The 21,363-nt window shown below is 65.3% G+C and carries 19 protein-coding genes; 12 read left to right on the top strand and 7 right to left on the bottom strand.

The genetic code is table 11. The features are described 5' to 3' along the window. Positions 1–734 precede the first annotated feature (734 nt). Both ACIQTZ_RS18535 and ACIQTZ_RS18530 read left to right on the top strand, forming a co-directional pair. A complete protein-coding gene (locus tag ACIQTZ_RS18535; RefSeq protein ID WP_402982759.1) occupies positions 735–1,505 on the top strand; it encodes a signal peptidase I in 771 nt (256 codons plus the stop codon). After that, positions 1,498–1,968: an Hpt domain-containing protein gene (locus ACIQTZ_RS18530; protein ID WP_402982757.1), complete on the top strand. Its 471-nt coding sequence runs from the start codon at positions 1,498–1,500 to the stop codon at positions 1,966–1,968. Before ACIQTZ_RS18535 ends, ACIQTZ_RS18530 begins: the two co-directional genes overlap by 8 nt. Before the next feature lie 66 nt (positions 1,969–2,034). On the opposite strand, the gene ACIQTZ_RS18525 is transcribed toward ACIQTZ_RS18530, so the two are convergent. Continuing rightward, positions 2,035–3,339, bottom strand: coding sequence for an MFS transporter (locus ACIQTZ_RS18525; protein WP_402982756.1), 1,305 nt, complete (start codon positions 3,337–3,339; stop codon positions 2,035–2,037). A 148-nt stretch (positions 3,340–3,487) separates the two neighbouring features. Between ACIQTZ_RS18525 and ACIQTZ_RS18520 the strand changes: the two genes are divergently transcribed. Both ACIQTZ_RS18520 and ACIQTZ_RS18515 read left to right on the top strand, forming a co-directional pair. Next, positions 3,488–4,228 (top strand): IclR family transcriptional regulator, encoded by a 741-nt coding sequence (locus ACIQTZ_RS18520; RefSeq protein WP_402982754.1) that lies wholly within the window; start codon positions 3,488–3,490, stop codon positions 4,226–4,228. 108 nt (positions 4,229–4,336) lie between these two features. Continuing rightward, positions 4,337–5,524 (top strand): 4-hydroxybenzoate 3-monooxygenase, encoded by a 1,188-nt coding sequence (locus ACIQTZ_RS18515; RefSeq protein ID WP_402951551.1) that lies wholly within the window; start codon positions 4,337–4,339, stop codon positions 5,522–5,524. 256 nt (positions 5,525–5,780) lie between these two features. Here the strand turns inward: ACIQTZ_RS18515 and ACIQTZ_RS18510 are convergent, their stop codons facing one another. From ACIQTZ_RS18510 to ACIQTZ_RS18500, 3 genes are all read right to left on the bottom strand, one after another. After that, positions 5,781–7,922 carry a DUF222 domain-containing protein gene (locus tag ACIQTZ_RS18510; RefSeq protein ID WP_402982752.1) on the bottom strand — a complete coding sequence of 714 codons (2,142 nt, stop codon included), beginning with the start codon at positions 7,920–7,922 and terminating at the stop codon, positions 5,781–5,783. A gap of 63 nt (positions 7,923–7,985) precedes the next feature. Beyond that, positions 7,986–8,852, bottom strand: a complete 867-nt coding sequence (locus ACIQTZ_RS18505; RefSeq protein WP_402982750.1) for a class II glutamine amidotransferase — start codon at positions 8,850–8,852, stop codon at positions 7,986–7,988. A gap of 42 nt (positions 8,853–8,894) precedes the next feature. Continuing rightward, complete coding sequence (locus ACIQTZ_RS18500) at positions 8,895–10,295, bottom strand: glutamate decarboxylase (RefSeq protein WP_402982749.1); 1,401 nt, start codon at positions 10,293–10,295, stop codon at positions 8,895–8,897. 144 nt (positions 10,296–10,439) lie between these two features. On the opposite strand from ACIQTZ_RS18500, the gene ACIQTZ_RS18495 reads away from it, so the two are divergent. Continuing rightward, positions 10,440–10,646 carry a hypothetical protein gene (locus ACIQTZ_RS18495; RefSeq protein WP_400333130.1) on the top strand — a complete coding sequence of 69 codons (207 nt, stop codon included), beginning with the start codon at positions 10,440–10,442 and terminating at the stop codon, positions 10,644–10,646. 268 nt (positions 10,647–10,914) lie between these two features. Here the strand turns inward: ACIQTZ_RS18495 and ACIQTZ_RS18490 are convergent, their stop codons facing one another. Then, positions 10,915–12,789 carry a glycoside hydrolase family 15 protein gene (locus tag ACIQTZ_RS18490; protein WP_402982747.1) on the bottom strand — a complete coding sequence of 625 codons (1,875 nt, stop codon included), beginning with the start codon at positions 12,787–12,789 and terminating at the stop codon, positions 10,915–10,917. Positions 12,790–12,921: 132 nt separating this feature from the next. On the opposite strand from ACIQTZ_RS18490, the gene ACIQTZ_RS18485 reads away from it, so the two are divergent. The 3 genes from ACIQTZ_RS18485 to ACIQTZ_RS18475 all read left to right on the top strand — a co-directional run bounded on the left by ACIQTZ_RS18485 (position 12,922) and on the right by ACIQTZ_RS18475 (position 14,951). Continuing rightward, entirely contained in the window at positions 12,922–13,908 is a 987-nt protein-coding gene (locus tag ACIQTZ_RS18485) for an SDR family oxidoreductase (RefSeq protein ID WP_402982745.1), read from the top strand. A 359-nt stretch (positions 13,909–14,267) separates the two neighbouring features. Then, a complete protein-coding gene (locus ACIQTZ_RS18480; RefSeq protein WP_400333138.1) occupies positions 14,268–14,498 on the top strand; it encodes a DUF6458 family protein in 231 nt (76 codons plus the stop codon). Between the two features lie 168 nt (positions 14,499–14,666). After that, positions 14,667–14,951: a hypothetical protein gene (locus ACIQTZ_RS18475; protein WP_402948169.1), complete on the top strand. Its 285-nt coding sequence runs from the start codon at positions 14,667–14,669 to the stop codon at positions 14,949–14,951. Positions 14,952–14,969: 18 nt separating this feature from the next. Here ACIQTZ_RS18475 and ACIQTZ_RS18470 read toward each other — a convergent pair whose 3' ends face one another. Further along, positions 14,970–15,563 (bottom strand): histidine phosphatase family protein, encoded by a 594-nt coding sequence (locus ACIQTZ_RS18470; RefSeq protein ID WP_400333143.1) that lies wholly within the window; start codon positions 15,561–15,563, stop codon positions 14,970–14,972. 166 nt (positions 15,564–15,729) lie between these two features. On the opposite strand from ACIQTZ_RS18470, the gene ACIQTZ_RS18465 reads away from it, so the two are divergent. Together ACIQTZ_RS18465 and ACIQTZ_RS18460 are read left to right on the top strand one after the other, a co-directional pair. Beyond that, entirely contained in the window at positions 15,730–16,464 is a 735-nt protein-coding gene (locus ACIQTZ_RS18465; protein WP_402948166.1) for a GAF and ANTAR domain-containing protein, read from the top strand. A 427-nt stretch (positions 16,465–16,891) separates the two neighbouring features. Then, on the top strand, positions 16,892–18,229 hold the full coding sequence (locus tag ACIQTZ_RS18460) for a protein kinase (protein ID WP_402982743.1): 1,338 nt from the start codon (positions 16,892–16,894) through the stop codon (positions 18,227–18,229). A gap of 131 nt (positions 18,230–18,360) precedes the next feature. On the opposite strand, the gene ACIQTZ_RS18455 is transcribed toward ACIQTZ_RS18460, so the two are convergent. Continuing rightward, entirely contained in the window at positions 18,361–19,590 is a 1,230-nt protein-coding gene (locus ACIQTZ_RS18455) for an ATP-binding protein (RefSeq protein WP_402982741.1), read from the bottom strand. 173 nt (positions 19,591–19,763) lie between these two features. Here ACIQTZ_RS18455 and ACIQTZ_RS18450 point away from each other — a divergent pair, with 173 nt between their 5' ends. Both ACIQTZ_RS18450 and ACIQTZ_RS18445 read left to right on the top strand, forming a co-directional pair. After that, the gene (locus ACIQTZ_RS18450; RefSeq protein ID WP_400333155.1) at positions 19,764–20,225 is read left to right on the top strand and encodes a phage tail protein; all 462 of its coding nucleotides are present in this window, start codon (positions 19,764–19,766) and stop codon (positions 20,223–20,225) included. A gap of 59 nt (positions 20,226–20,284) precedes the next feature. After that, positions 20,285–21,349 (top strand): substrate-binding domain-containing protein, encoded by a 1,065-nt coding sequence (locus ACIQTZ_RS18445; RefSeq protein ID WP_402982740.1) that lies wholly within the window; start codon positions 20,285–20,287, stop codon positions 21,347–21,349. Positions 21,350–21,363 lie beyond the last annotated feature (14 nt).

Genomic DNA, 21,363 nt, shown 5'->3' with positions numbered 1-21,363 from the left:
TCACCACCGCGTTCCCCACCACCGCGGACAACACCTTCCAAGGCGCCACCTCCACCATCGCCTTCTCCTTCACCGGCACCCAACGCACCGAAACCGTCAAATAACCAGGGCGATTCCGGGCTTCACGCCCCGGAGGTCCGGCCTGTTTGCCCTTCCGGCCGGGCCTCCGGTTCCACGAACCGCCGGGATGACCCGGCACACCGGGCCTCGCCGGGCCTGATCGGATTCACCAACCCCAGCCCGATCAGTCCTGGCGACACCATCAACCCGCCGCCCAATCCCGCCGTCGCCCAGCGCAATGTCCGACAAGCGCGGCGCGGCCCAACTCGCCGCCGCCCAGCGCAAAGTCCGACAAGCGCGGCGCGGCCCAACTCGCCGTCGCCCAGCGCAAAGTCCGACAAGCGCGGCGCGGCCCAACTCGCCGTCGCCCAGCGCAATGTCCGACAAGCGCGGCGCGGCCCAACTCGCCGTCGCCCAGCGCAATGTCCGACAAGCGTGGCGCGGCCCAACTCGCCGTCGCCCAGCGCAGTGTCCGTCGGGCGCCGGCATTCCCCGGCCGTCGATACGCCGGGGATCCAAGACCCCGCCGGGCCTGGTCAGGCATCCCCCCTTCCTGATCAGGCCCGCCGGATAATCCTGAGCCAGACTTGAGGATTTCCAGCAGGAAGCCTGAGTCAGGCGGTACAGACTCTTAACCAGACGATGAACAACACCACGGAAGGAACGCCAGGATCATGAGCGCACTGACCAGCATCAACACCCCCGCCCTCCATGGCCGGCGTTCCGCCGCCAAGCCGGTGCAGCCCGCCAAGCCGATGCAGCCCGCCGAGTCCGGCGCCCCCACGACCACCGCCGTGAAGCAGTCCGCGGCGGTACTGAGGCCCACAGCAGCAAACCCGCCGGCCGCCGTCGTGGTTTCCACCGAAGCAGCTCCCGGTGCGTTCCGACGCATCGCGGGCAAGACGTTCAAAGTCGTCGGTGCCGGCATGCTGGTGCTCGCTGCGCTGGTGTTCGTTTTCCTCGCGATCGGGCCGCGCATCCTGGGCTACCAGACCTCCACCATGCTCACCGGATCCATGGCCCCGCTGATCAACCCGGGCGACGTCGTCGTGACCGTCCCGACGCCGGTCAAGGACATCAAGGTGGGCGACATCATCACCTACCACATCCCGGTTGAGGACCAGCGAGTGGAAACGCACCGCATCACCGAGATCACCACCACCGCCGATGGCGGCGTAGCAGTGCAGACCAAGGGCGACGCGAACAACGGGATCGACCCCTGGATCGCCACCCTGCAGGGTCAAACCGTGGACAAGCAAGTCGCCACGATCCCCTACGTCGGCAACGCCATCCGTGCCCTGCGCGAACCGATCGTCCTGAACATCCTCATGTACGGTGCCCCGGCTGTCCTGGTCATCGGAATGCTCGCCTCCATCTGGACCAAGGACTCCGCCAAGGCCTCGTCCGGGGAATCGGCAGCAGCGCAGGCGGCCAGCGGTGAGTGAGTACCAGGACCGTAGCGTTCCTGTCCCCGGAAACTTGACCGCAGACCTCCAGGCCCAGGAAGTTCCCGCTTTCGAGATTCCTTCCCTGGAAGTCCGAACCCTGCAGAACCTCGCCAACGAACTGGGCGATTCCAAGCCCGTGTTGCGCCTGCTGTCCACCTACCTGACGATGCTCCCCAGCCGGATCCTCCGCATTTCCCGCGGGCTGTGCGATAACGACGTTGATGCCAGCATGGAAGCCGTCCTCAGCCTCAAGATTTCCTCGGCGATGGTGGGAGCCCGCGAAACGGAAAACCAGTGCCGGGCCATGGAGTACATGATCCGCGAAGACCACATCGACTTCGCCGTCCAGGCCCTCCCGGCGCTCCAGCAGTACACCGAGCGCTGCGTCGCCGCCCGGCCACAGTTGCTGGGACGGGCATGGGAAACCCTGGGGCGGCAAGCCCTGGATTGCGACTCCTGAAGCCACAGGCCCCGTGAACCTCTCTGGGAATCGGTTCGCGGGGCCTGTAAATCTCCGTGCCGGCGGTTACCGTTCTCCCGCCGGCACGGTTGTTTTCCCGGCCCGGATCTTGTGCGGCACCACCGTCAACGCTGCGACGGCCAGCACGCCGGCAGCGGCGAAAACGTAGAAGCCTGCCGGGTACACGATGTTCGCCGCAACCAGGGTTCCCGTCACTGCGGGCCCAAGGATTGCACCCAGACGGCCCACGCCGGCGGCAAATCCCAAGGCGGTTCCGCGGAGGTTGGCCGGGAAGAGTTGGCTGACCCAGGCATAGACCAGGACCTGCGAGCTGAAGACGAAGATGCCGGTCACGAAGACTGCTGCGTTGAGCAGGAATTCACTCTGGATCTTCACGCTGAGCAGGGCAAGGAAGACGGCGGACAACCCGAACCACAGCAGCACGATCTTCTTGGTGCCGTGCCGATCGGCCAGGATGCCAGCAAGCACCAGCCCTGCCACGGCACCAACGTTAAGGACCAGCAGCAGCGTCAACCCGGTGCTCACTGTGTAGCCGGCCGCCGCCATGATCTGCGGAAGCCATGTGTTCAGCCCGTACACCAGCAGCAGTCCCATGAACGACGCGACGCCGATTCCCACGGCCACCAGCGGGTACGGCTTCCGGAGCAGGTCCCGGAAACCGGCTTTCGGGGCGGCCTCTGGGGTGCCCGCTCCGGCTGAATGTACGACGGCGGGCGCCGGCTCCGATGTTGCGCCGGCCTTCTCGTGGGCTGCTTCTCTTGCTGAGGCTGCCTCGGGCAGGGACTCCGGGAGTTTGGCCCACAGGAACGGCAAGAGCACCAGCCCGGCCAAGCCTCCAATCATGAACATCAACCGCCAGTTGGGGATGATCAGGAGGGCCAACGACGACGTGGCGACGGCGCCCACGTGGTAACCGGTCATGGTCCGGGTGGTGGACTTACCCGCCGAGCCCGCCGGTGCATAGTCGTTCATGTAGGCCAACGCAGCGGGCAAGCACGCGCCGAGCCCCAGTCCTGCCACCAGTCGGAATGCCGAGAAGACGGCCACGTTGGGTGCGAAGGCTACGGCGATCGTGAAGATCGAAAACCCTGCCACGCAGGCGATGAGCAGCTTGCGGCGGCCGAGCTTGTCCGAAAGCGGTGCGATGAACAGTGCGCCGAGCCCAACGCCGACCAGGGAGATCGTTGCGGCGAAGGTGGCTCCTACGGCGTCGAAACCGAGTTCACCGGTTTTGATGAGGGTAGGGATGACGGTTCCAAGGACCACGAGGTCGAAACCGTCCAGGACCATGGCCAGCCAGCAAAGCCAGACGGGCCATTGGGAGCGTTGGGAAGATGACATCGTTGGCATAGCGTCCTCGGTACTTCTTCGATGGAGCCCGACCACCAGAACGATCGGTCGGATATGAGATTTGTATCACCGCGCTTTGTAACCGGGCACACGTTCTACCATTGAATGGAAGCGATGGCTGCGTGCCGGCGCAGCAAAGGAGTTCGTGATGGCCAATTCGGCGTCCGGCGATTCGGTGGTGGACCGCGTTGTCAGGCTGATTGAAGCCTTCCCTGCCGGCGTGACCTCCCTCCAATTGACGGAGCTGTCCGAGCGCGCGGGTTTGCCGCTTTCCTCGGCCCATCGGTTGGTTCGACAGCTCGCGGAGCATGGCCTGCTGGACCTCGGGGCCGCAGGCACCGTCCGGCTTGGCCTCCGGTTATGGGAGCTTGTGAACCGGAACTCGCCCACGTTGGCCCTCCGGCAGGCAGCCATGCCCTTTATGGAGGACATTCAGCAAGTCCTCAACCAGAACGTCAACCTGGCGGTGCTCGACGGCTGGGAAGCCCTGTTCGTGGAGCGGCTCTCGCGCCGTGGATCGGTGGCCAACCGCGCCCAAATTGCCGGGCGGATGCCGGTCCACATTTCTTCGGCCGGGATCGCCCTCATGTCGCATCAACCGCGCGAGCTGCAGGCGGAGTACCTCAAGCAGTTCCGTGACCCGGCCGGGAAGGTGAGTACCGACGTCGTACGCCACCTTCTTGCTGAGTCCGCGCAGCAAGGCTACGCGCAACTTGCCGGCGTGGTGGATCCGGATACCTGGGGTATCGCCGTTCCGGTAACCAGCGCGAAGCGGCGCACCGTTGCCGCGCTCGGAGTGGTGGTTCCGCTTGCCGAGATGCGGCTTCAGGCGTTGGTTCCTGCGCTCCAGACTGCCGCGCGGGGGATCAGTCGCCAGCTGTCAGAGTGATTCTCCTTCCGTTCAATGGAATCCATGTAACATCAGTCACTTGCTGCCGGCCACACTGGGTCGAGGCTCATCCCGACCCCGCGGGACCGCAACGAAGCGAGGAAAACCATGGCACGCACACCCATCACCACCCAGGTAGCCATCATGGGCGCCGGTCCTGCCGGGCTCATGTTGTCCCACCTGCTCGCGAAGCAGGGCATCGAATCCGTGGTGGTGGAGATCCGCAGCCGCCAGACCATCCAGGAAACGGTCCGCGCCGGAATCCTGGAGCATGGAACAGTAAACCTGCTGGTGGACTCAGGTGTGTCCGACCGTGTGCTGCGTGAAGGCGATCGCCACGACGGCATCGAACTGCGCTTCAATGGGGAAAGCCATCGCATCAACTTCAAGGAACTCGTTGGTGAGTCCGTGTGGCTTTACCCCCAGACCGACGTCTTTATGGATCTTGCCGCACGACGCGAAGCCGACGCCGGCGACATCCGCTACAGCGTCACCGACACCACAGTTCACGACCTCGAAGGCAAGCCCAAGGTCTGGTTCACCGACGCTGACGGCCAGGAATTCGAGATCACTGCCGACTTCCTGGTCGGTGCCGACGGATCACGCAGCCACTGCCGGTTCCAGATTCCCGAGGCCAACCGCAAGTGGTTCTTCCACGAGTACCCTTTTGCCTGGTTCGGGATCCTCGCCGAAGCACCCCACAGCGCCGACGAGCTCATCTACGCCAACTCCGAGCACGGCTTCGCCCTCATCTCGCAACGCACCGAAACCGTCCAGCGGATGTACTTCCAGTGCGATCCCAAGGAAAACGTGAACGAGTGGGACGACGAACGTATCTGGTCCGAGTTCCGCAAGCGCGTCAACGGTAATGGTTTCGAACTCAAGGAGGGGCCGGTCCTGGAGAAGATGGTGCTGCCGTTCCGGAGCTTTGTGCACACACCCATGCGCCACGGCAACCTTTTCCTGGCCGGAGACGCCGCCCACACCGTCCCGCCCACCGGCGCGAAGGGGCTCAACCTCGCCATTCACGACGTCAAGGTGCTCTTTGAGGGGCTCGATTCCTTCTACTCCACCGGTTCCACCCTGTTGTTGGACGCCTATAGCGACCGAGCGCTGGAAAGGGTCTGGAAGGCCCAGCACTTCTCCTACTGGATGACTTCCATGCTGCACACGGTGCCTGGCGCCGACGACTTCGACCGCGCCCGACAGCTTGGTGAGCTCCACTCCGTGGTGTCGTCCGAGCACGCGAAGGCGTACCTGGCGGAGTCATACACGGGATGGCCAAATTCGCGGTAGGGATTGAGCTCGTATTGATGACTGCTCCATTCTTTTGGTGCGAGTAGGGGTTGTCTTCTCGGCGGTTGTCTACGCCGCATGTGGTCGATTCAGGAAGCGTCCGACGGCGGTTACTCGCCGGCGGGCGCTTCTTGGTTTTGTTGGCCTCGCGTTGTTGGTCTCGCGTTTGTTGTCTCGGCAGTGGCGCGTGTGCGCGGACAGGGTTGGAACCGACAGCCGGCCCAGCGTCATGGATAAAACCCCCGCGTCCTTTTCCTTAGGTGCGGTGAGACGTGTGGTGGTGGTTTCGTCGGGGTTTTTGGGTGGGGTCGAGGTGTGGTGGTGGGGTGAACCAGGGGATGCCGTTGGTGGTGGTGATTTTCCATTGTTCTTTGTGGATGAGGTGGTGGTGGTGTGAGCAGAGCAGGACGCCGTTGTCGACGCTGGTGGGTCCGCCGTGTGACCAGTAGGTGATGTGGTGGGCTTCGCACCAGGGTGCGGGCATGGTGCAGTCGGGGAAGGCGCAGCCTTGGTCGCGGGCGTTGAGGGCTTTGCGGATTTCGGGTGGGAAGATCCGGGTGGTGCGGCCGATGTCCAGGATTTGTCCGTCGCTGCCGAGCAGGACGGGGAGGATGTCGGCGTCGCAGGCGATTTTGCGGAGGGTGCTGGGGTGGATCGGGCCGGCGAAGGTGGCTGATGCGCTGCTGAGTGCCTTGCCGGTGGTGCCTGGGTTGGTACGGGTGGTGCTGGTGGTGTCGGGTGCGGTGTGGTTGCTGGGGGCGCTGCCCGGGCCGGTGGTGCCTGGGTTGGTACGGGTGGTGCTGGTGGTGTCGGGTGCGGGGTTGGTGGGTTTGGTTTGGAGTTGGGGGAGGAGTTCGTGGGCGTTGATGTAGGCGGTGAGTTGGGGTTTGAGGCCGCCGTTGGCTGGGAGGCGGCCTGTTTTCAGGGCCAGTGCGCAGCCGCCGACGAGGCCGTCGAGGAGTTTTTGGGCTCGTGAGCGGCGGTCCAGTTCCAGGACCTGCCCGCCCTGCCCGCCCTGTCCGGGTTGTCCGCCCTGTCCGGGTTGTCCGCCCTGTCCGCCCTGCCCGGCCTGTCCGGCCTGTCCGGCCTGTCCGGCCTGTCCGGCCTGTCCGGGTTGTCCGGCGTGGTGGGTGGTTGCGGGTGTTGTGGTGGTGGTTTCTTGGGGTGGGGCTGGGGTTGCTTGGGTGCTGTCATTCGTGGTGGTGGTGTTGGGGGTGAGGCGGGGGTTGGTGGCGGTGTTCATGAGGGTGGTGAGGGTTTCGTATTGTTCGGTGGTGGCGAAGATTTCGATGTGGTGGAGTCCGCGTCGGGGTTTGCGGATGAAGGCGCCTTGGAGGGTTCGGAGTTCTTCTTCGCTGGGTTCGGGGCCGTCTTGGTCGATCCGGTTGATCCAGCGGCGGGCGGTTTTGCTGACGAAGTCGGGGTCGGTTTCGATTCCGGTGCGGGTCAGGGCGTGTTCCATGGCGGTCAGGGTCTCGGGGTGGGCGATGAGTGCTGCCTGGTCCAGGGCGCCGGTGATGATGGTCGCGGTGCGGGAGGGGATGAGTGCCGTGGCCAGGGCTTGGGCGAGTTCGGTGTGTCGGGGTGGGAGGGGTTCGCCGGTGAGGGTGGTGGTGGGCAGGAGGGCCGCGGCTTGGGACAGGCGGCGTCGGGCTTCGCGGATCTCGATCCGCAACCTTGCGCGTAGGAACTCCGCGGCGTTGCGGTAGCCGTCGTCAAGGATGGAGCCGCGGGCCGGAACCCCGGTCACGCCGGTACTGCCAACAGCACCAGCGCCAGCAACTGCACCAGCTACACCAGCGCCAGCAACTGCACCGGCTACAGCACCCGTGCTGCTGGCGCCACCAACAGCAGCACCAGCACCCGTGCCGCTGCTGTTGCTGTTGGTGGTGGTGTCGGGGGTGTGGGGGCCTGGACCGGTGGGTGCGTCGTTCTCGGTCCAGCCGGTCCGCCATCCGGGGCTGCCGTCCGTGGACGCGGATGCGGTGCGGGCGTGTTTGGCTTCTTCGCGGGTTCGTTCCACGGCTTGAGCGGCGACGATTTGCAGGTACTCAAGGGTGCGGGCGAGGTCCTCGACGCGGCCGGCGAAATCCGCCGCTTCGCCGACATCGAACATCCGCGCTGCCGGCAGGGCCGTATCCCGCAGGGTCTCGAGGGCCGCGGCCCCATCATCCAAAGCATCACTCAAAGTGTCATCCAGACCACCCGCGGCGTCCTGGACAGGCTCAGGGCAGGCCCGTGCGGAGGGTGCCGGTATTCCCGGCCGGTGCTGCTCCGGGTTACCCGGAATCTTTTCCGTCACACCCTTGGCATCAAGCAGCAGCCCGGCGACATCCGAGACGGCACCGGAACCCGGCTCCGCCACCTCTACCGCCTCAAACCCACCACCGATTCCCATAAACCAACCCTGACACCACCCCCACACCCACAGAACAACCCACAACGCCTATGTGGAAAACCCTCAGGGACGCTGCGACTCCGCGGCTGCAGGGTCGAGGTCTGCGAGCGTGAGTTGATGTGCCGGAGCATCCGGGAAGGGGAACGTGGATGCAACCGTGAGAGCGGGGCCAACATGCACCAGTTCGCCGGATTCCAGGGGCCGCCAGCCAGGGTTGTGATCCATGGGTTCTGTAGCGAAGAGGACGTGCGGTGAGCCGGCGAGTTCCGTGCTCCTTGAGTGGATCCGTTTGCTTCGGGCGTCCAAGGGAGCGGCCGGAGCGGGCGCGACGGGATCCCTCCGAAGCATGTAAAGCCCGTGCGTCGCCGGGTATCGCAAAGCCCAGACGTCCGTCGCCGTGGTCAGGATGAAGTTGAGGCTGAACACCGGCAGCTCTGCCGCGATCCAGCTGACGGCCCGGGTTATCCCTGCCGTAACGTCGCCACCGTTGCACCGTACCTCCGCGGTGATGAGTGCGAAGAACCGCTCACTGTCCGTCTGGCCTTGCACCAGGTCCATGACCTCCAGCGAGCGCAGCCGACCGTCGAGCGCCGCCAAGCCGGAGAACGCGCCGTTGTGGGCAAACAGCCGCCCATCCTGTTCGAACGGGTGCGTGTTGGCCACCGTGAGCGCGCCGGTGCTGGCGTAGCGGACGTGGGCCAGGAAGGTGGTGCTCCGGAGGACCCGTGCATCCCGGGCAAACGCGTGGTCCTCCCACGCCGCGAGGGGTCGCTTGGTGACTTTTGGCGAACCATCAGGCGCAAAGGTCCCAATTCCTGCTCCGTCGGGTTCGCGTCTGCTCTGGACGGACAGGCTGTCCGGCGCATCCAGGAGCCAAAAGGTGGCGCGCACGGGACGCGAACCTGCATGCAGGCCAAAGAGCCGGCACATCCTGTACCCCTCTCTCTGAAGACATCCGTGGTGAATTAGAGATCAGTGATGGAACGCCTGGGCAGCCCCGTCCGACGGCATCGGCGCGGTGAGCCGGTCAAGGTACTCCACTTCCTTGGTGAGGTCGGCGAGGAAGCTGGAGGCGAGGTCGCGGGTGAAGCCGTTACGGACAACGATCCTTTGGACGGTCACGTCACTGAGGCCGTCGGGCAGCGGATAGGCCGGAACCAGCCAGCCGTTCATCCGGAGGCGCTCGGACAGGTGGTGCAGGTTCCAGTTTTTGGTGTGGCCGTCAGCGAGTTGCCAGGCGAAAACAGGGATGTCGGACCCGTCGCTCCACAGCGTGAAAGCGTCCATGGCCCCGATTTCGCTGGAAAGGTACATAGCAACATCCCGCGATGTGGACTGGACCGACTTGTACCCCGCGAAACCCAGGCGGAGGAAGAGGTAGTACTGCAGCAACACCTGGGCGCCTGGGCGGGAGAAGTTCAGGGCGAAGGTGGGCATGTCGCCGCCAAGGTAACTGACGTGGAAGACCAGGTCCGCGGGCAGCGCCTCGGCGTCACGCCACACAACCCACCCCAGTCCGGGATAAACCAGCCCGTACTTGTGCCCGGACGTGTTAATGGATGCCACCCTCGGCAGACGGAAATCCCAGACCGTCTCGGGTTGCAGGAACGGCGCCACCATGGCCCCCGATGCGCCGTCCACATGGATGGGCACGTCCAGCCCCCGCCGTTCCTGGATCTGGTCCAAGGCGGCCGAAATGGCATGCACGGGTTCGTACACGCCGGTATATGTGACACCCATAATGGCGACGACACCAATGGTGTTCTCGTCCACGTACTCGTCCAGGTCATGGCCGTCCAGCATCGGATGGTCCTTGGAGACGGGCACAAACCGCGGTTCCACATCCCAGTAGTTGCAGAACTTTTCCCAGCACACTTGGACGGCCGAGCTCAGCACCAGGTTCGGCTTGTCCACGGCCAGGCCGGCGGCCTTGCGCTGGTGTTGCCATCGCCGCTTCATGGCGAGGCCACCCAGCATGCACGCCTCAGACGATCCGATGGTGGACGTCCCCATGGCCTTCGCCGGATCGGGCGCGTTCCACAGCCCAGCGAGCATCCGCCAGCACCGCGTCTCGATTTGGGCTGTTTGCGGGTACTCGTCCTTGTCGATCATGTTCTTGTCCACGGTCTCCGCGTAGAGCCTGGACGCCTCGGGTTCCATCCACGTGCCCACGAACGTGGCAAGGTTCAGCCGGGAATTCCCGTCCAGCATCGCCTCGTCGTGGACCACCTGATAGGCCGTTCCGGGAAGGGATTCGCCGTCCGGCATGGCGAAACGGGGGAAGAGGGTGGACTCGCCCGGCCTGCTGAACAGGGGATTCAACTCGACGGCGGCGTTTGACTCATCGCTGTGCGTCCGGTGGGCTCTGCTCATTCGACTGCTCCTGGGGTTTCGCCGTGAAGCTGCAGGCAAGGTGGCTGGTGGAATCGCTCATTCAGGGCTCACGCTACCCGCCGATCCTGCGGCGCCCAAGAGCCGGGGGTGTTGCGTCGCCGCCATGAATGGGACGATTTTCCTATGGGCCAAGACCACATCGAGAAGCCCTCAGCCTCGGGGGACGACCGGCAATGGCAGGATAGCGACGCCGGTTCGCCCACCACCCAGCAAATGCGCACCGTCGGCCAGCGCCGGCGCGAGGCCGAGCGGAAACTGGACCAGCACCTGGAGGAGGCCAAGCAAAGAGCCGAGGCTCCGGATCCCGACGACCAGAAGACAGAAAGCTGACCGCGGCAAACGTACGACGGCGGGACCCGGCCCCGCGGGCAGCCGCACCACGGTGCCACTCGGCCCCGAGCGTAGACGCGCGACGGCGGGACCCGGCCAGGCGGGCAGCCGCACCATGGTGCCACTCGGCCCGGAGCGTAGACGCGCGGCGGCGGGACCCGGCCCCGGGGGCAGCCGCGCCACGGTGCCACTCGGCGCCGCGGGCAGGCGAACGACGCACGCGCTCACTTCACGCGTCCCGTATGCGATACCCGACCCGGCCGCCTGCTCAGCCCTGCGCCGTTTGCTTGCCCGGCGTCGGCGCTGCGTTCCTGGACATCTCCGCGTCGCCACCGTGGCCCCCGATAGGCGTGTCACTCCCGGGGGCCTGCCCGTGGTGGAGCTGCAACGCACAGTGGATCAGTGGGAAATGGCTGAAGGCCTGGGGCGTATTGCCGAGCTGCCGTTGCGTACGCGGGTCCCATTCCTCGCTGAGCAGTCCAACGTCGTTCCGCAAAGACAAGAGCCGTTCGAACAGTGACGTCGCCTCGCTCCGTTTGCCGATGCCCAGCAACGCGTCAACCATCCAGAACGAGCACGCCAGGAACACCCCCTCGTCGCCGGGCAGGCCGTCGTGCCCGGACTCGGTCCGGTAGCGTAGGACCAGCCCGTCTTCCGTGAGCCGTTCCTGGACGGCTTCCACTGTGCCAACCACCCTGGAGTGGTGGTGCGGCAAGAAACCGACGCGGGGGATGAGGAGCAGGCTCGCATCCAATTCCTTGCTTCCGTAGGACTGGACGAACGTGTTGAGGTCCTCGTTGAAACCCTTGGTCATGACCTCCGTGTGGATGGTGGATCTCAGATCGGCCCAGCGGTCTCCAGGACCCGGCAGCCCGGACTTCCGTACGGCTTTGACCATCCGGTCCGCGGCCACCCAGGCCATGACCTTGGAATGCGTGAAATGCCTCCGCGGTCCGCGCATTTCCCAGAGCCCGTTATCGGGCTGGTCCCACGCACCTTCGAGGTATTCCATGAGGGCTACCTGGATGTCCCACGAACTGTCCACTGTCCCTGCCGGTGATGCCGCCCGTGTCAGGGAGAGGCCGTCCAGGACTTCGCCCCAAACGTCCAACTGCAACTGCGGCGCGGCGGCGTTGCCAATGCGTACCGGCGCTGAGCCTTCGTAACCACCCAACCAAGGCAGGTCCATTTCGGGAAGCCGCCGGGCGCCGTCGAGCCCGTACACAATCTGCAGGTCGGCAGGATCTCCGGCGATCGCTCGCAGCAGCCAGTCCCGCCACGCCGAGGCCTCTTCGGTGTATCCGGCGGCGAGCAACGACTGCAGTGTCAAGGTGGCATCCCGCAGCCAGCAGTAGCGGTAGTCCCAGTTCCTGGAGCCGCCGAGTTGCTCCGGCAAGGAGGTTGTTGCTGCCGCGACGATCCCTCCGGTGGGGGCGTAGGTCAGGGCCTTGAGCGTGATCAGTGACCGCTCCACCGGCTCCTTGTATATTCCGGTGATTTCGCTGCGGTCGATCCACTCGCGCCAGAAGGTGGTGGTGTTGGCGAGCGCCCGCGCGGGGTCGATGCGCCGCGGTTCAGGCTCGTGGCTGGGCGCCCAACGCAGCACGAACGGGACCCGCTGACCGGCCTTGACGGTGAATTCGCTGATGGTGCGGTTGTCGCGTCCTTCCAAGGGCGCGTGCGTGGTGATGTAGGCGGAGTCCGGCCCCGCCACGGCGCTGATCCCCTGCCCGTGTTTGCGCACCCAGGGCACCACCCGGCCGTAGTCGAACCGAAGCACCAGCTCCATTTTCATGTCCACTTCGCCGCTGATCCCCTCGACGATCCGGACCAGGTCCACGGCGTCGTCGCGCACGGGCATGAAGTCGATGACGCGGACACTGCCGCCCTCCACGTCCCATTCCGTCTCCAGTACCAGAGTGTCCTCCCGGTACTGCCTTCGGGTGCAGGTGCCGCCGTTGGCTGGGTCGGGGTTGGCCGGGGCTACGAGCCACCGGCCCGCTTCCGGATCGGCGAGCAGCCCGGCAAAGCACGCGGGCGAATCGAACCGGGGGAGGCACATCCAGTCGATGGATCCGTTGCGGCCCACCAGGGCAGCGGTGTGGAGGTCGCCTATGAGTGCGTAGTCCTCGATTCTCGCCATTTCAGCTCCTTTGCGTTCGGACAGGCTGGACTAAGCCCGACGCTACCCGTAGTTTCTGTGCTTTGCGTACAAGGCGCTGCCGTACCTGTACACCACTCCCGTGTTCTGGAAGCATCGATTCCAGGAGGAGCCATGGCTGGAGAAAAACCCGTCCTCGTTGTTGGTGCCACGGGATACCTGGGTGGCCAGGTGGTGGATCAGTTGCTCACACACGGCAAGCCGGTCCGCGCGCTGGTGCGCGACGCGTCGGATCCGTCCAAGCTTCAGGCCAAGGGAGTCGAGATCGCCCGCGGCGACATGCTCGACGTCGGTTCGCTCATCCAGGCGATGACCGGCGTGGATGCCGTGATCTCGACGGCTGCCGGCTACACCCGGAATGACAAGAACGCCGAGGCGATCGACACTTTCGGCAACAACAACCTGGCCGTTGCAGCGAACCACGCCGGAGTCCGCCGGTTCGTCCTGATCAGCATCCTCACCAGTGATCAAACCCCGCAGGTTCCGCACTTCTGGCACAAGAAACTCGCCGAGGACAAGTTGCAGGAGCTGGGCGTCCCCTTTGTCGCGCTGCGGCCGGGGGCCTTCTTCGACCAGATCGTCGGAATGCGTGGCGATCCCTTCCAGAAGGGGCGCATCATGTGGTTCGGCCGGAAGGACGTTCCGCTGACCTTCGTCCTGACCAGCGACCTCGCGCAGTACCTCGCCGCGGCAGTCGACGCCGATACCGCCGACGGGGAGCGCATCGACATCGGGTGGACCAGGCCCGTAAGCATGCTTGAGGCAGCGAAGATGTTGTCCAGGCACATCGGAAAAACGCCGGGCCTTTCCGAAACCAAGCGGACAGCGCCTGCGACCCGGACCCCGGATGCCGGGGGTGCCGGTTCTGCGGATGCCGACAGTGCGGACATCAAAGTGACGTCGATTCCGACGCCGGTACTCCAGTTCGCGGGCAAGGTTACGTCCCGGTTCGCGCCGCTGGTGGGGGATATGGCGAGCATGTCCGCATGGTTCGAGACCGGCCGCTACGTCGCCCACACCGCGCGCCAGGCTGAAGTCTTCGGCCCCGTACCCACACCGGAGGAAGCGATCGCCCGCTTCGCCGCGAAATACGGTCGCTGACGGATGCACCCGTTCCCGCCTCACGCACCCGTCCTGGGCTGGCGGTGCACCCGCTCCCGCCCTGCGCACCCTGGGGTAGGTGTGCGATTGGCGTAAACCGGTGAGGTCCCGCCGGAGCGCAGGGCGCGTGCATCAGTTTCCGCCCGGCGCACCCGTTCCCGCTCAGCGCACCCGTCCCGGCCTGGCGGCGCACCCGTTCCCGCCCTGCGCTCCTTGGGGTAGGTGTGCGATTGGCGTGAACCGGCGCGGTCCCGCCGGAGCGCAAAGGCTGGCGTCATCACAAAGTGATAAGTAGGCTGATCATGTCCGGTCGGCCAGTGGTTCCCCCTTGGGCCGAACGCCACACAGAGGAGCACATCATGAGAATAGGTTCTTCCATAGCCCTGATAGCCATCGGAGCGATCCTGGCCTTTGCCCTGACGCCAGGGCTGATCCCCTTCATCGACCAAGTCCTGATCGGCTACATCCTGATGGCCGTTGGAGTCCTGGGCCTCATCATCTCCATCGTCATGTCCAGCAGGACCCGCCATACCGTGGTGGAGCGGCGCACCGCCCCGGACACCATCGTGGAACGGCGCCCCGAAGTCTGACGTCGTGCCAGCCGGTCAGCGGCGGCAGCCGCCGCGGAGATAGCGGTCATGCCGGGTGTTGCGGTCGGGGTGCGCCGTCACTTGGGGCCTGGCAGTGACTGACGAAAGCGATAAGCACGACGGCGGCAGCCCCGCCGTCGTGCTCTTTTGACCGCGTAGGCTGCTCCTATGGAGAAGTCTTTCGACATTGAACGTGTGAACCAGGACGAATACGCAGTGCGCTGGGCTGCCGAGGGGCAGTCGGGTGAATCCGTGGTGCGGGTCACCCCGGACTTCCTCGCCGAACTTGGCTTGGACGGCTTCGACCAGCAGGCCGTGGTGGAGGAAACCGCCAACTTCATGGCCGAGCACCAGCCCGTGATCGACTTCCCGCTGTCGGTGGATCTTGAGGAGATCGCTGCAGCCTACGAGGACTATGCCGATAAGCTCCGCAGCCGCCTGCAGGCAGGCTGAATCCCGGCCGAAGGACGCCTAGCCGGCAACCTCTGCGGTGAGGCGCTCGCCGTTGTAGAACTCAAGCTCCCAACCCTCCACAGGGTGGTGGTGTGCCAGGTTCAGCGCCGCGTTCTGGACGCTGTCCAGGGTGCGGCCGATGGCGCGGTTGAGGGTGAGCCGGATCAACGTCCCGTGGCTGACCACCAGCACGCGCTGGCCTGTGAACTCGCGGGCCAGCTCTTCGAGGGCCGCCGTACCGCGCGTTGCGGCGTCGTGGTCACTCTCGCCACCGCGGAAGCCTCCGGGGATGCGCAGTGCCTCCAGTTCAGGTCCGGCCTGGAGGCCTTCGGCGGGCCCGAAACTGCGCTCGATCAGCTCGGGAACGCGGCGTGCCACCGTCAAGCCGAGTCCTTCCGCGATCAGGTCGGCGGTCTCGGCTGCCCGGCTCAGCGGCGAGGAAACAATCGTGTCCCACTCGTAGCCGGACAGGACGTCGACGGCGTCGCGGGCCTGCTGCCGGCCGATCCCGTTGAGGGGAATGTCTGTGGCTCCCTGCAACCTGCGCTCGGCGTTCCAGTCGGTCTGGCCATGGCGGACGAGGGCAAAAGTTGTGAGCGTCATGCCTTCCATTTTGCCTTGCCTCCACGTCCGCCGCAGTTTCCTGCGCCACATGGAGCAAATTTCCCAGCGAACCCGTGCCGGGAAGTGGAGCACACGCTGAGCCAGGGTCCGTGTTTGGGGCTGCGGTGTGAGAAGACCCCTGCCGTTTCACGCGATTCCTCAATAGCATGAAGATGTGGAAACTGAAGAACAGAATGAAGATTTTCAGCGGCTCCACCAGCTCATCGCGGGGGCCGATGACATCAAGGGCTTCCTTGACGGCATGACCCGCTACGCAGCCGCCGCGCTGAGCAGAGCAAGCGGGGACCGTATTGAATGCGCCGTCACGCTCCGCCGCAAGAAGCGGGCCATCACCATCGCCGGAAGCAGTGACGATGCCATCATCCTTGACGGCGTTGAGCAGGCCTTGGGCGACGGCCCATGCGTAGAGGCCCTCAGTTCAAACCAGGTGATCCTCATAGAGGACGTCAAAAGCGACGGTCGCTGGCCGGAGTATGCCCAAAGCCTGACCGATGCCGGCGCCAAGGGCGTGCTGGGCGTCCCCTTGAATCTCGGCCCGGACGCCTCGGCGGCATTGAACTTCTTTGCCTCCAAAACCGGCCAATTGACGGACGACGTCATTGAGGAAGCCGGGATCTTCGGGGACATGGCCGGCCAGGCTTTGCGACTTACCTTGCGCATTGCCACCGCCGACCTCCTGGTCGCAGACCTGAGGGCCGCCATGGAACGGCGCACGGTGATCGACCTTGCGTGCGGGATCATCATGACCCAGAATTCGTGCAGCCAGACCGACGCCTTCGTCTTGCTCCTCAAGGCCTCCCAGCACCGCAACCAAAAGGTGCACGACGTCGCCGCGGGCATCGTCGAAGGCAGGACCGGTTCGGTGGCCACCACTTTTTTTGAGGACTGAGTCTCCCAACTACTGAGGCGACGAAACGCACGACGGCGGCCGCCCGCCGTCGTGCGGTGCCGGAACTCTGATGCGGGTCTCGACAGCGACGCCTTTACGCGGTTTGTTACGGATATTTCCGAATGGTCCCTGGGGGTATCCGATGGCAGCCTGCGCGCCGCGGTTGATCGCTGGCGAGTGGCCCTGTAGGTGCAGGAGCGTGTCCGGCAGGTTGCCCTCCTCCGGCATTAGTAAGTATCCTGATTACCAATCTGGAGAAACCGGATGATGCTGTTCTGACGCAGGATTTGCTCGAGCCGCACGGCGTTGACCACTGAAGGTTGGCCCGGACGGCTACCGTGAAAGTTTGATCGGCGGCGTTGCCTGGTAGCGGTGGACAGTTGACAGGTCCAAGGCACCCAGGTGCGCCCGGAGGGCGTGGCAATTGGTGGGCACTAACGACGAAGCCGTGGTATCCGGCTCCGGTGAAGAATTACTGGGTGGGCGTTACCAGTTGGGCCAGGTCCTGGGCCGTGGTGCGATGTCCACCGTGTACCGGGCCCAGGACGTGCGGCTCGGGCGGGACGTCGCAGTCAAGCTGTTCCTGCCCGGTTCCGGTGACGAATCCTTCCGGACGCGCCAGCAGACGGAGATGAGGCTGCTCGCAGCCTTCGACCACCCGGGGCTGGTCCGCGCCTTCGACGCCGGAGTAGATGCCCGCAACAACGACGAGCGGGCCTACCTGGTCATGGAGCTCGCAGAAGGCCGGGACCTACGCGCCACCTTGGCCGAAGGCGCCATGAAGGTCAGCGATGTATGGGCCATTGGTTCGCGGCTGGCCGGTGCCCTGGCGCAGGTTCATCGGCAAGGCGTGATCCACCGCGACATCAAGCCGGCGAACATCCTGGTTTCTGATGGCTCCGGTGCCGCGCCGTCCGTGAAACTGGCCGACTTCGGCGTAGCGCTGGTCATGTCGGAAAGCCGCCTGACCGCAACCGGATTCACCGTGGGAACAGCCCAATACCTCAGCCCCGAACAGGCCCAAGGCCTCCATCTGACTCCGGCGAGTGACATCTACTCGCTCGGATTGGTGTTGCTGGAATGCCTCACCGGCAAGGCGGAGTACCCCGGGACACCAGTGGAAAGCGCCGCCGCAAGGCTCCACCGTGCGCCGGAAGTTCCCCTGGGTGTTCCGGAGAAGCTCCGCACGCTCCTGCGCGCCATGACTGACATGGACCCCGGGCGGCGTCCCAAAGCAGCCGAGGTGGAGGCGGTCCTGACCAGTCCCCGGCGTAGGTTTGCAGCCGGCCGGACGGCCCTCCTTCCGCCGGTGCCCACCCATGCACCTCGTGCCCTTCCCGGGACAAAGGCACCCCGGAAGTTCAGGCGCAAACTCCTTGGGGGCGTGGCCGTAGCCGCCGCCGGGATCCCCGTAGCCCTGGCACTCGTCCTTCAGGGAGGTGCCGTCACCGGGACGCCCGAGCCTTCACGGACAGCTGATCCGGGCATTTCGGTCACTGAGCGCCAGCCGAGCATTCCCGTGGGTCCGGTCAACACCGTCCCGGCAGAAGCGGTGCCTGCAGCCAACGTCGAGCCCGTGCAGGAACCCGTCCAGCTTGTCCACGCCAACCTGCCGGAGGAGCAAGCCCCGGCTCCGCGCACTACTTCCGGTCCGACGGGCGGAGCCAGCGGCAGGGACCTGGCAAGCGTCAAGAGTGACGGCAAGAGCGACAGCAAAGGCGACAAAAAGGCGCCCAAGGACAAGGGCAATGACAACCAGCGGTAAGCCCGCAGCAGCCCGGACCGCCAGTTTGTGAAGGCACGACGGCGGGAGGTCGCCGTCGTGGGTTGAGTCGCCGTGGTGCCGCGAGCTGGGGAGTTGACCCCGCCGTCGTGGGTTGACCCGCCGGTGTCCCGCTAGAGTCCAGCCGGGAAGCTGACCGCCACCGTGAGTCCGCCGCCGGGGGTTTCCGAGAGCGTGAGGTCCCCGCCATGGGCTTTGGCGATGCTGCTGCACGTGGCCAAGCCGAGTCCAGAGCCGGAACCGTCGCCCGGCCTCCGGAGCCGCACCAACGGTTCCAGGACTTTGGCGCGATCCTCGGGGGCAATGCCCTTGCCGTTGTCCGCCACGTAGACCGTGGCGCCGTGGTAATTGGCAACCCCGCCGATGCTGATGCTGAGATCGCGCTCCGGGCTGCGGTAGTTCATGGCGTTCGTCAGCAGGTTCTGGAGCAAGGTCCGGAGTTGTCCGCGATCGGCGTAAACGGCCAGGTCCTGGACGTCCAGAATGCCGTCGTCGTCGATTCCGAGGTCCCGCGAAACCTCACCGGCCACCTCCCTGAGCGAGGAGTATGACGGCTGGATGCCCCCGCCGACGCGGGAGTAGCTCAGCACGTCCTCCAGCATCGCGAGCATCCGGCGGCCGCTTGCGCCGATCTTGTCCAGGTACTTGGCCGTGCTGGTGCCGGTCTGGACATCGGGATCGTCCTCCACGAGTTCCACGTACCCCAGGATGGTGGTCAGCGGAATCCGGAGGTCGTGGCTGACCCGGCCCGCGAAACCGGCGAGCTTGGCGTTGCTGTCCCGCAACTCGGCGTACGTGCGGTCCAGTTGGGCGGTCCGGTGCTGGAGTTCGAGCAGTTCCACCACTTGGCGGGCCAGGACCTCGAGCATGCCCACTTGTTCAGGTCGAAGCTCCTGGGGCTTGTCGGAGAAGACACAGAGCGTGCCGGGGACGAAGCCTGAGTCGGTTTGGAGAGGAACGGACGCGTAGAAGCGGACGTTGCCGATCTCGCCTGTGACAAAGGGACTGTCCGCGAAGCGGGGGTCCAGGCTGGCGTCCGGAACCACCGTTTTTTCGCGCGAGAGGAAGACCTTGGCGCACATGGAATCCTCGCGGGAGCAGACGCCCGGGTCCACGCCCCACGCACCCACCTGGTGCTGGTACTCGGCGCTGATGATGTTGACCACGCCGAATGGGGCGCCGCACAGTTCCGTGGCGAGCCGGACGAGGTTCTGCAGCGCGCTGAGTACGGCCGCGTTGGGAAGAAGGGGTGAATCCAATGACGGGTCGAGGCCATATTCACGCAAGGTCAGGTCCCGGCTGACCTCGTCCGTGAATGCGAGCTGTCCCTGTCCATGCGCCATCTACGTCTGTCCCCCAAGCTTCTCTAGGATTCCTTGCTGATGATACCCGTCGGCGGGAGCGCCCTCCTGTCACGTCGTCGGGCGCAAAACCCGAGCAGGATTCAAGAAGCCGGCCCGTGGGCAGCGGACGTAGGGTGAAGCCAACACAGAAAATTCACAACCCAGGAGGACACATGCCGTACACCGTAGACTTCCAGGACGTTTCCACCGTCGGGCTGGAATCATCTCCCGTAGTAGACGCCTTGGCAGGACTGAGGGCAAACGAAGCACGGTACTTCAAGAACAAGTACGACCACGTCTTTACCGTGGTGCCTGCCGAGGAGTCGCCGGAGATCGTTGACTACGTGAACCGGGTGCTCAAGGAGCGGGACCTCGTGATCCAGTCGCGGCCGTTGGAAGTGACCTCGTTCGAGGTGGAGGGCACCCGCTGGACCTATGTGTTCTACGAATCCGGGCTGTCCATCAACGTGCTCTACGGCCTCGAAGAAGGTTCCAAGCGGGCCGTCGGCTTCAAGCTCTCCCAGGGCATGGAGGTGCCGGAAGAACTGGCTGCCAACTTCAAGTTCGCACGGCAGAAGTCCAAGCTGGCCGGCGAAATCCGTGGCTCGTTCTTCGTGATCAAGGGCGAGTACTAGCCCACGCTGCCTAGCCCCCGCCATTCAAACGGTCATATTCGATCAGTTATGATCGCCCCATGCTTGCTGCCGAACGCGACCAGCGCATCCTCACCCTCGCCCGGCGCGATGGCCGCGTGGTCACCACTGCCCTCGCCAGGGAGCTGGGCATCTCCGAGATCACGGCCAGGCGTGCCATCAACAACCTCGCCGCCGCCGGATTGTTGGTCCGTGTCCACGGCGGGGCAACCTTGCCGGGCCGCTTGGCCACCCCGGCGGATGGTTCCATCACCGGGCTGGTGGTACCGACGTCGGACTATTACTACGCCAAGGTGATTGCCGGCGCGGAGAGCGTCGCAGCCCAACTGGGCATGCGGCTGGTGCTCGGCGTCACCCACTATGACCGGGAAACCGAGCAGGAGCGGGTGCGGCGCCTGGTGGGCCTGGGCGTCCGCGGCGTCGTGGTGGCCACCAGCACCTACGAACCCACAGCCACGGACACCGGAGCGTGGTTGGACTCGCTGGAGGTTCCGGTGGTCCTCATGGAACGGTCCATCACCTACCCCCAGACGGCCCGTGAATACGACACCGTCCGCACCGATCATGCCTACGGTGGCGTGGTGGCAGTCCGCCACCTCGCCGCCTTGGGTCACCGGTCCATCGGCCTCGCCCTCCGCAAGGAAACCCCGACGGCGGCCTTCCTCACGTCCGGATACCGGGACACCGTGGAGGCGCTGGGGCTCGACGGCGATGCACCCTTCCGCGCGCTGCCGGACCTTGGCAGGGACCCGGCTGGTGCGGATGTGGTCCTCAACCTGTTCCTCGACGACTGCCTTGCCGCGGGAACCCGTGCCGCCATTGTGCACGTGGACGCCCACGCTTCCCGCTTGGTGGAACTGGCTACTGCCCGCGGACTCCGGGTCCCCGAAGACCTCTCCATCGTGGCGTACGACGACGAAGTGGCCGCGTTTTCCATGGTGCCGTTGACCGCCGTCGCACCTCCCAAGCAGGCGGTGGGCGCCGCGGCGATGCGCCTCCTCCAGTCGCGGGTGCAGAGCCTCGCCGACGGCGGTGAGTTGCCCGTCCAGCACTTGTCCCTGCTGCCGGGACTGGCCGTGCGGAATTCCACCACCAGGTACATCTAGGTGACCGATAATGA

The organism is Paenarthrobacter sp. NPDC090520 (assembly GCF_044769205.1).
Taxonomy (GTDB): Bacteria; Actinomycetota; Actinomycetes; order Actinomycetales; family Micrococcaceae; genus Arthrobacter.
This window is presented reverse-complemented; position numbering and strand designations above follow the sequence as displayed.

Excerpts from the sequence above, each read along its gene's own strand:
- ACIQTZ_RS18520 (WP_402982754.1), top strand. The coding sequence starts at position 3,488 with ATGGCCAATTCGGCGTCCGGCGATTCGGTGGTGGACCGCGTTGTCAGG.
- ACIQTZ_RS18500 (WP_402982749.1), bottom strand. The coding sequence starts at position 10,295 with ATGAGCAGAGCCCACCGGACGCACAGCGATGAGTCAAACGCCGCCGTC.
- ACIQTZ_RS18470 (WP_400333143.1), bottom strand. The coding sequence starts at position 15,563 with ATGGAAGGCATGACGCTCACAACTTTTGCCCTCGTCCGCCATGGCCAG.
- ACIQTZ_RS18535 (WP_402982759.1), top strand. The coding sequence starts at position 735 with ATGAGCGCACTGACCAGCATCAACACCCCCGCCCTCCATGGCCGGCGT.
- ACIQTZ_RS18445 (WP_402982740.1), top strand. The coding sequence starts at position 20,285 with ATGCTTGCTGCCGAACGCGACCAGCGCATCCTCACCCTCGCCCGGCGC.
- ACIQTZ_RS18455 (WP_402982741.1), bottom strand. The coding sequence starts at position 19,590 with ATGGCGCATGGACAGGGACAGCTCGCATTCACGGACGAGGTCAGCCGG.
- ACIQTZ_RS18515 (WP_402951551.1), top strand. The coding sequence starts at position 4,337 with ATGGCACGCACACCCATCACCACCCAGGTAGCCATCATGGGCGCCGGT.
- ACIQTZ_RS18505 (WP_402982750.1), bottom strand. The coding sequence starts at position 8,852 with ATGTGCCGGCTCTTTGGCCTGCATGCAGGTTCGCGTCCCGTGCGCGCC.
- ACIQTZ_RS18525 (WP_402982756.1), bottom strand. The coding sequence starts at position 3,339 with ATGCCAACGATGTCATCTTCCCAACGCTCCCAATGGCCCGTCTGGCTT.
- ACIQTZ_RS18450 (WP_400333155.1), top strand. The coding sequence starts at position 19,764 with ATGCCGTACACCGTAGACTTCCAGGACGTTTCCACCGTCGGGCTGGAA.
- ACIQTZ_RS18485 (WP_402982745.1), top strand. The coding sequence starts at position 12,922 with ATGGCTGGAGAAAAACCCGTCCTCGTTGTTGGTGCCACGGGATACCTG.
- ACIQTZ_RS18480 (WP_400333138.1), top strand. The coding sequence starts at position 14,268 with ATGAGAATAGGTTCTTCCATAGCCCTGATAGCCATCGGAGCGATCCTG.
- ACIQTZ_RS18495 (WP_400333130.1), top strand. The coding sequence starts at position 10,440 with ATGGGCCAAGACCACATCGAGAAGCCCTCAGCCTCGGGGGACGACCGG.
- ACIQTZ_RS18490 (WP_402982747.1), bottom strand. The coding sequence starts at position 12,789 with ATGGCGAGAATCGAGGACTACGCACTCATAGGCGACCTCCACACCGCT.
- ACIQTZ_RS18510 (WP_402982752.1), bottom strand. The coding sequence starts at position 7,922 with ATGGGAATCGGTGGTGGGTTTGAGGCGGTAGAGGTGGCGGAGCCGGGT.
- ACIQTZ_RS18475 (WP_402948169.1), top strand. The coding sequence starts at position 14,667 with ATGGAGAAGTCTTTCGACATTGAACGTGTGAACCAGGACGAATACGCA.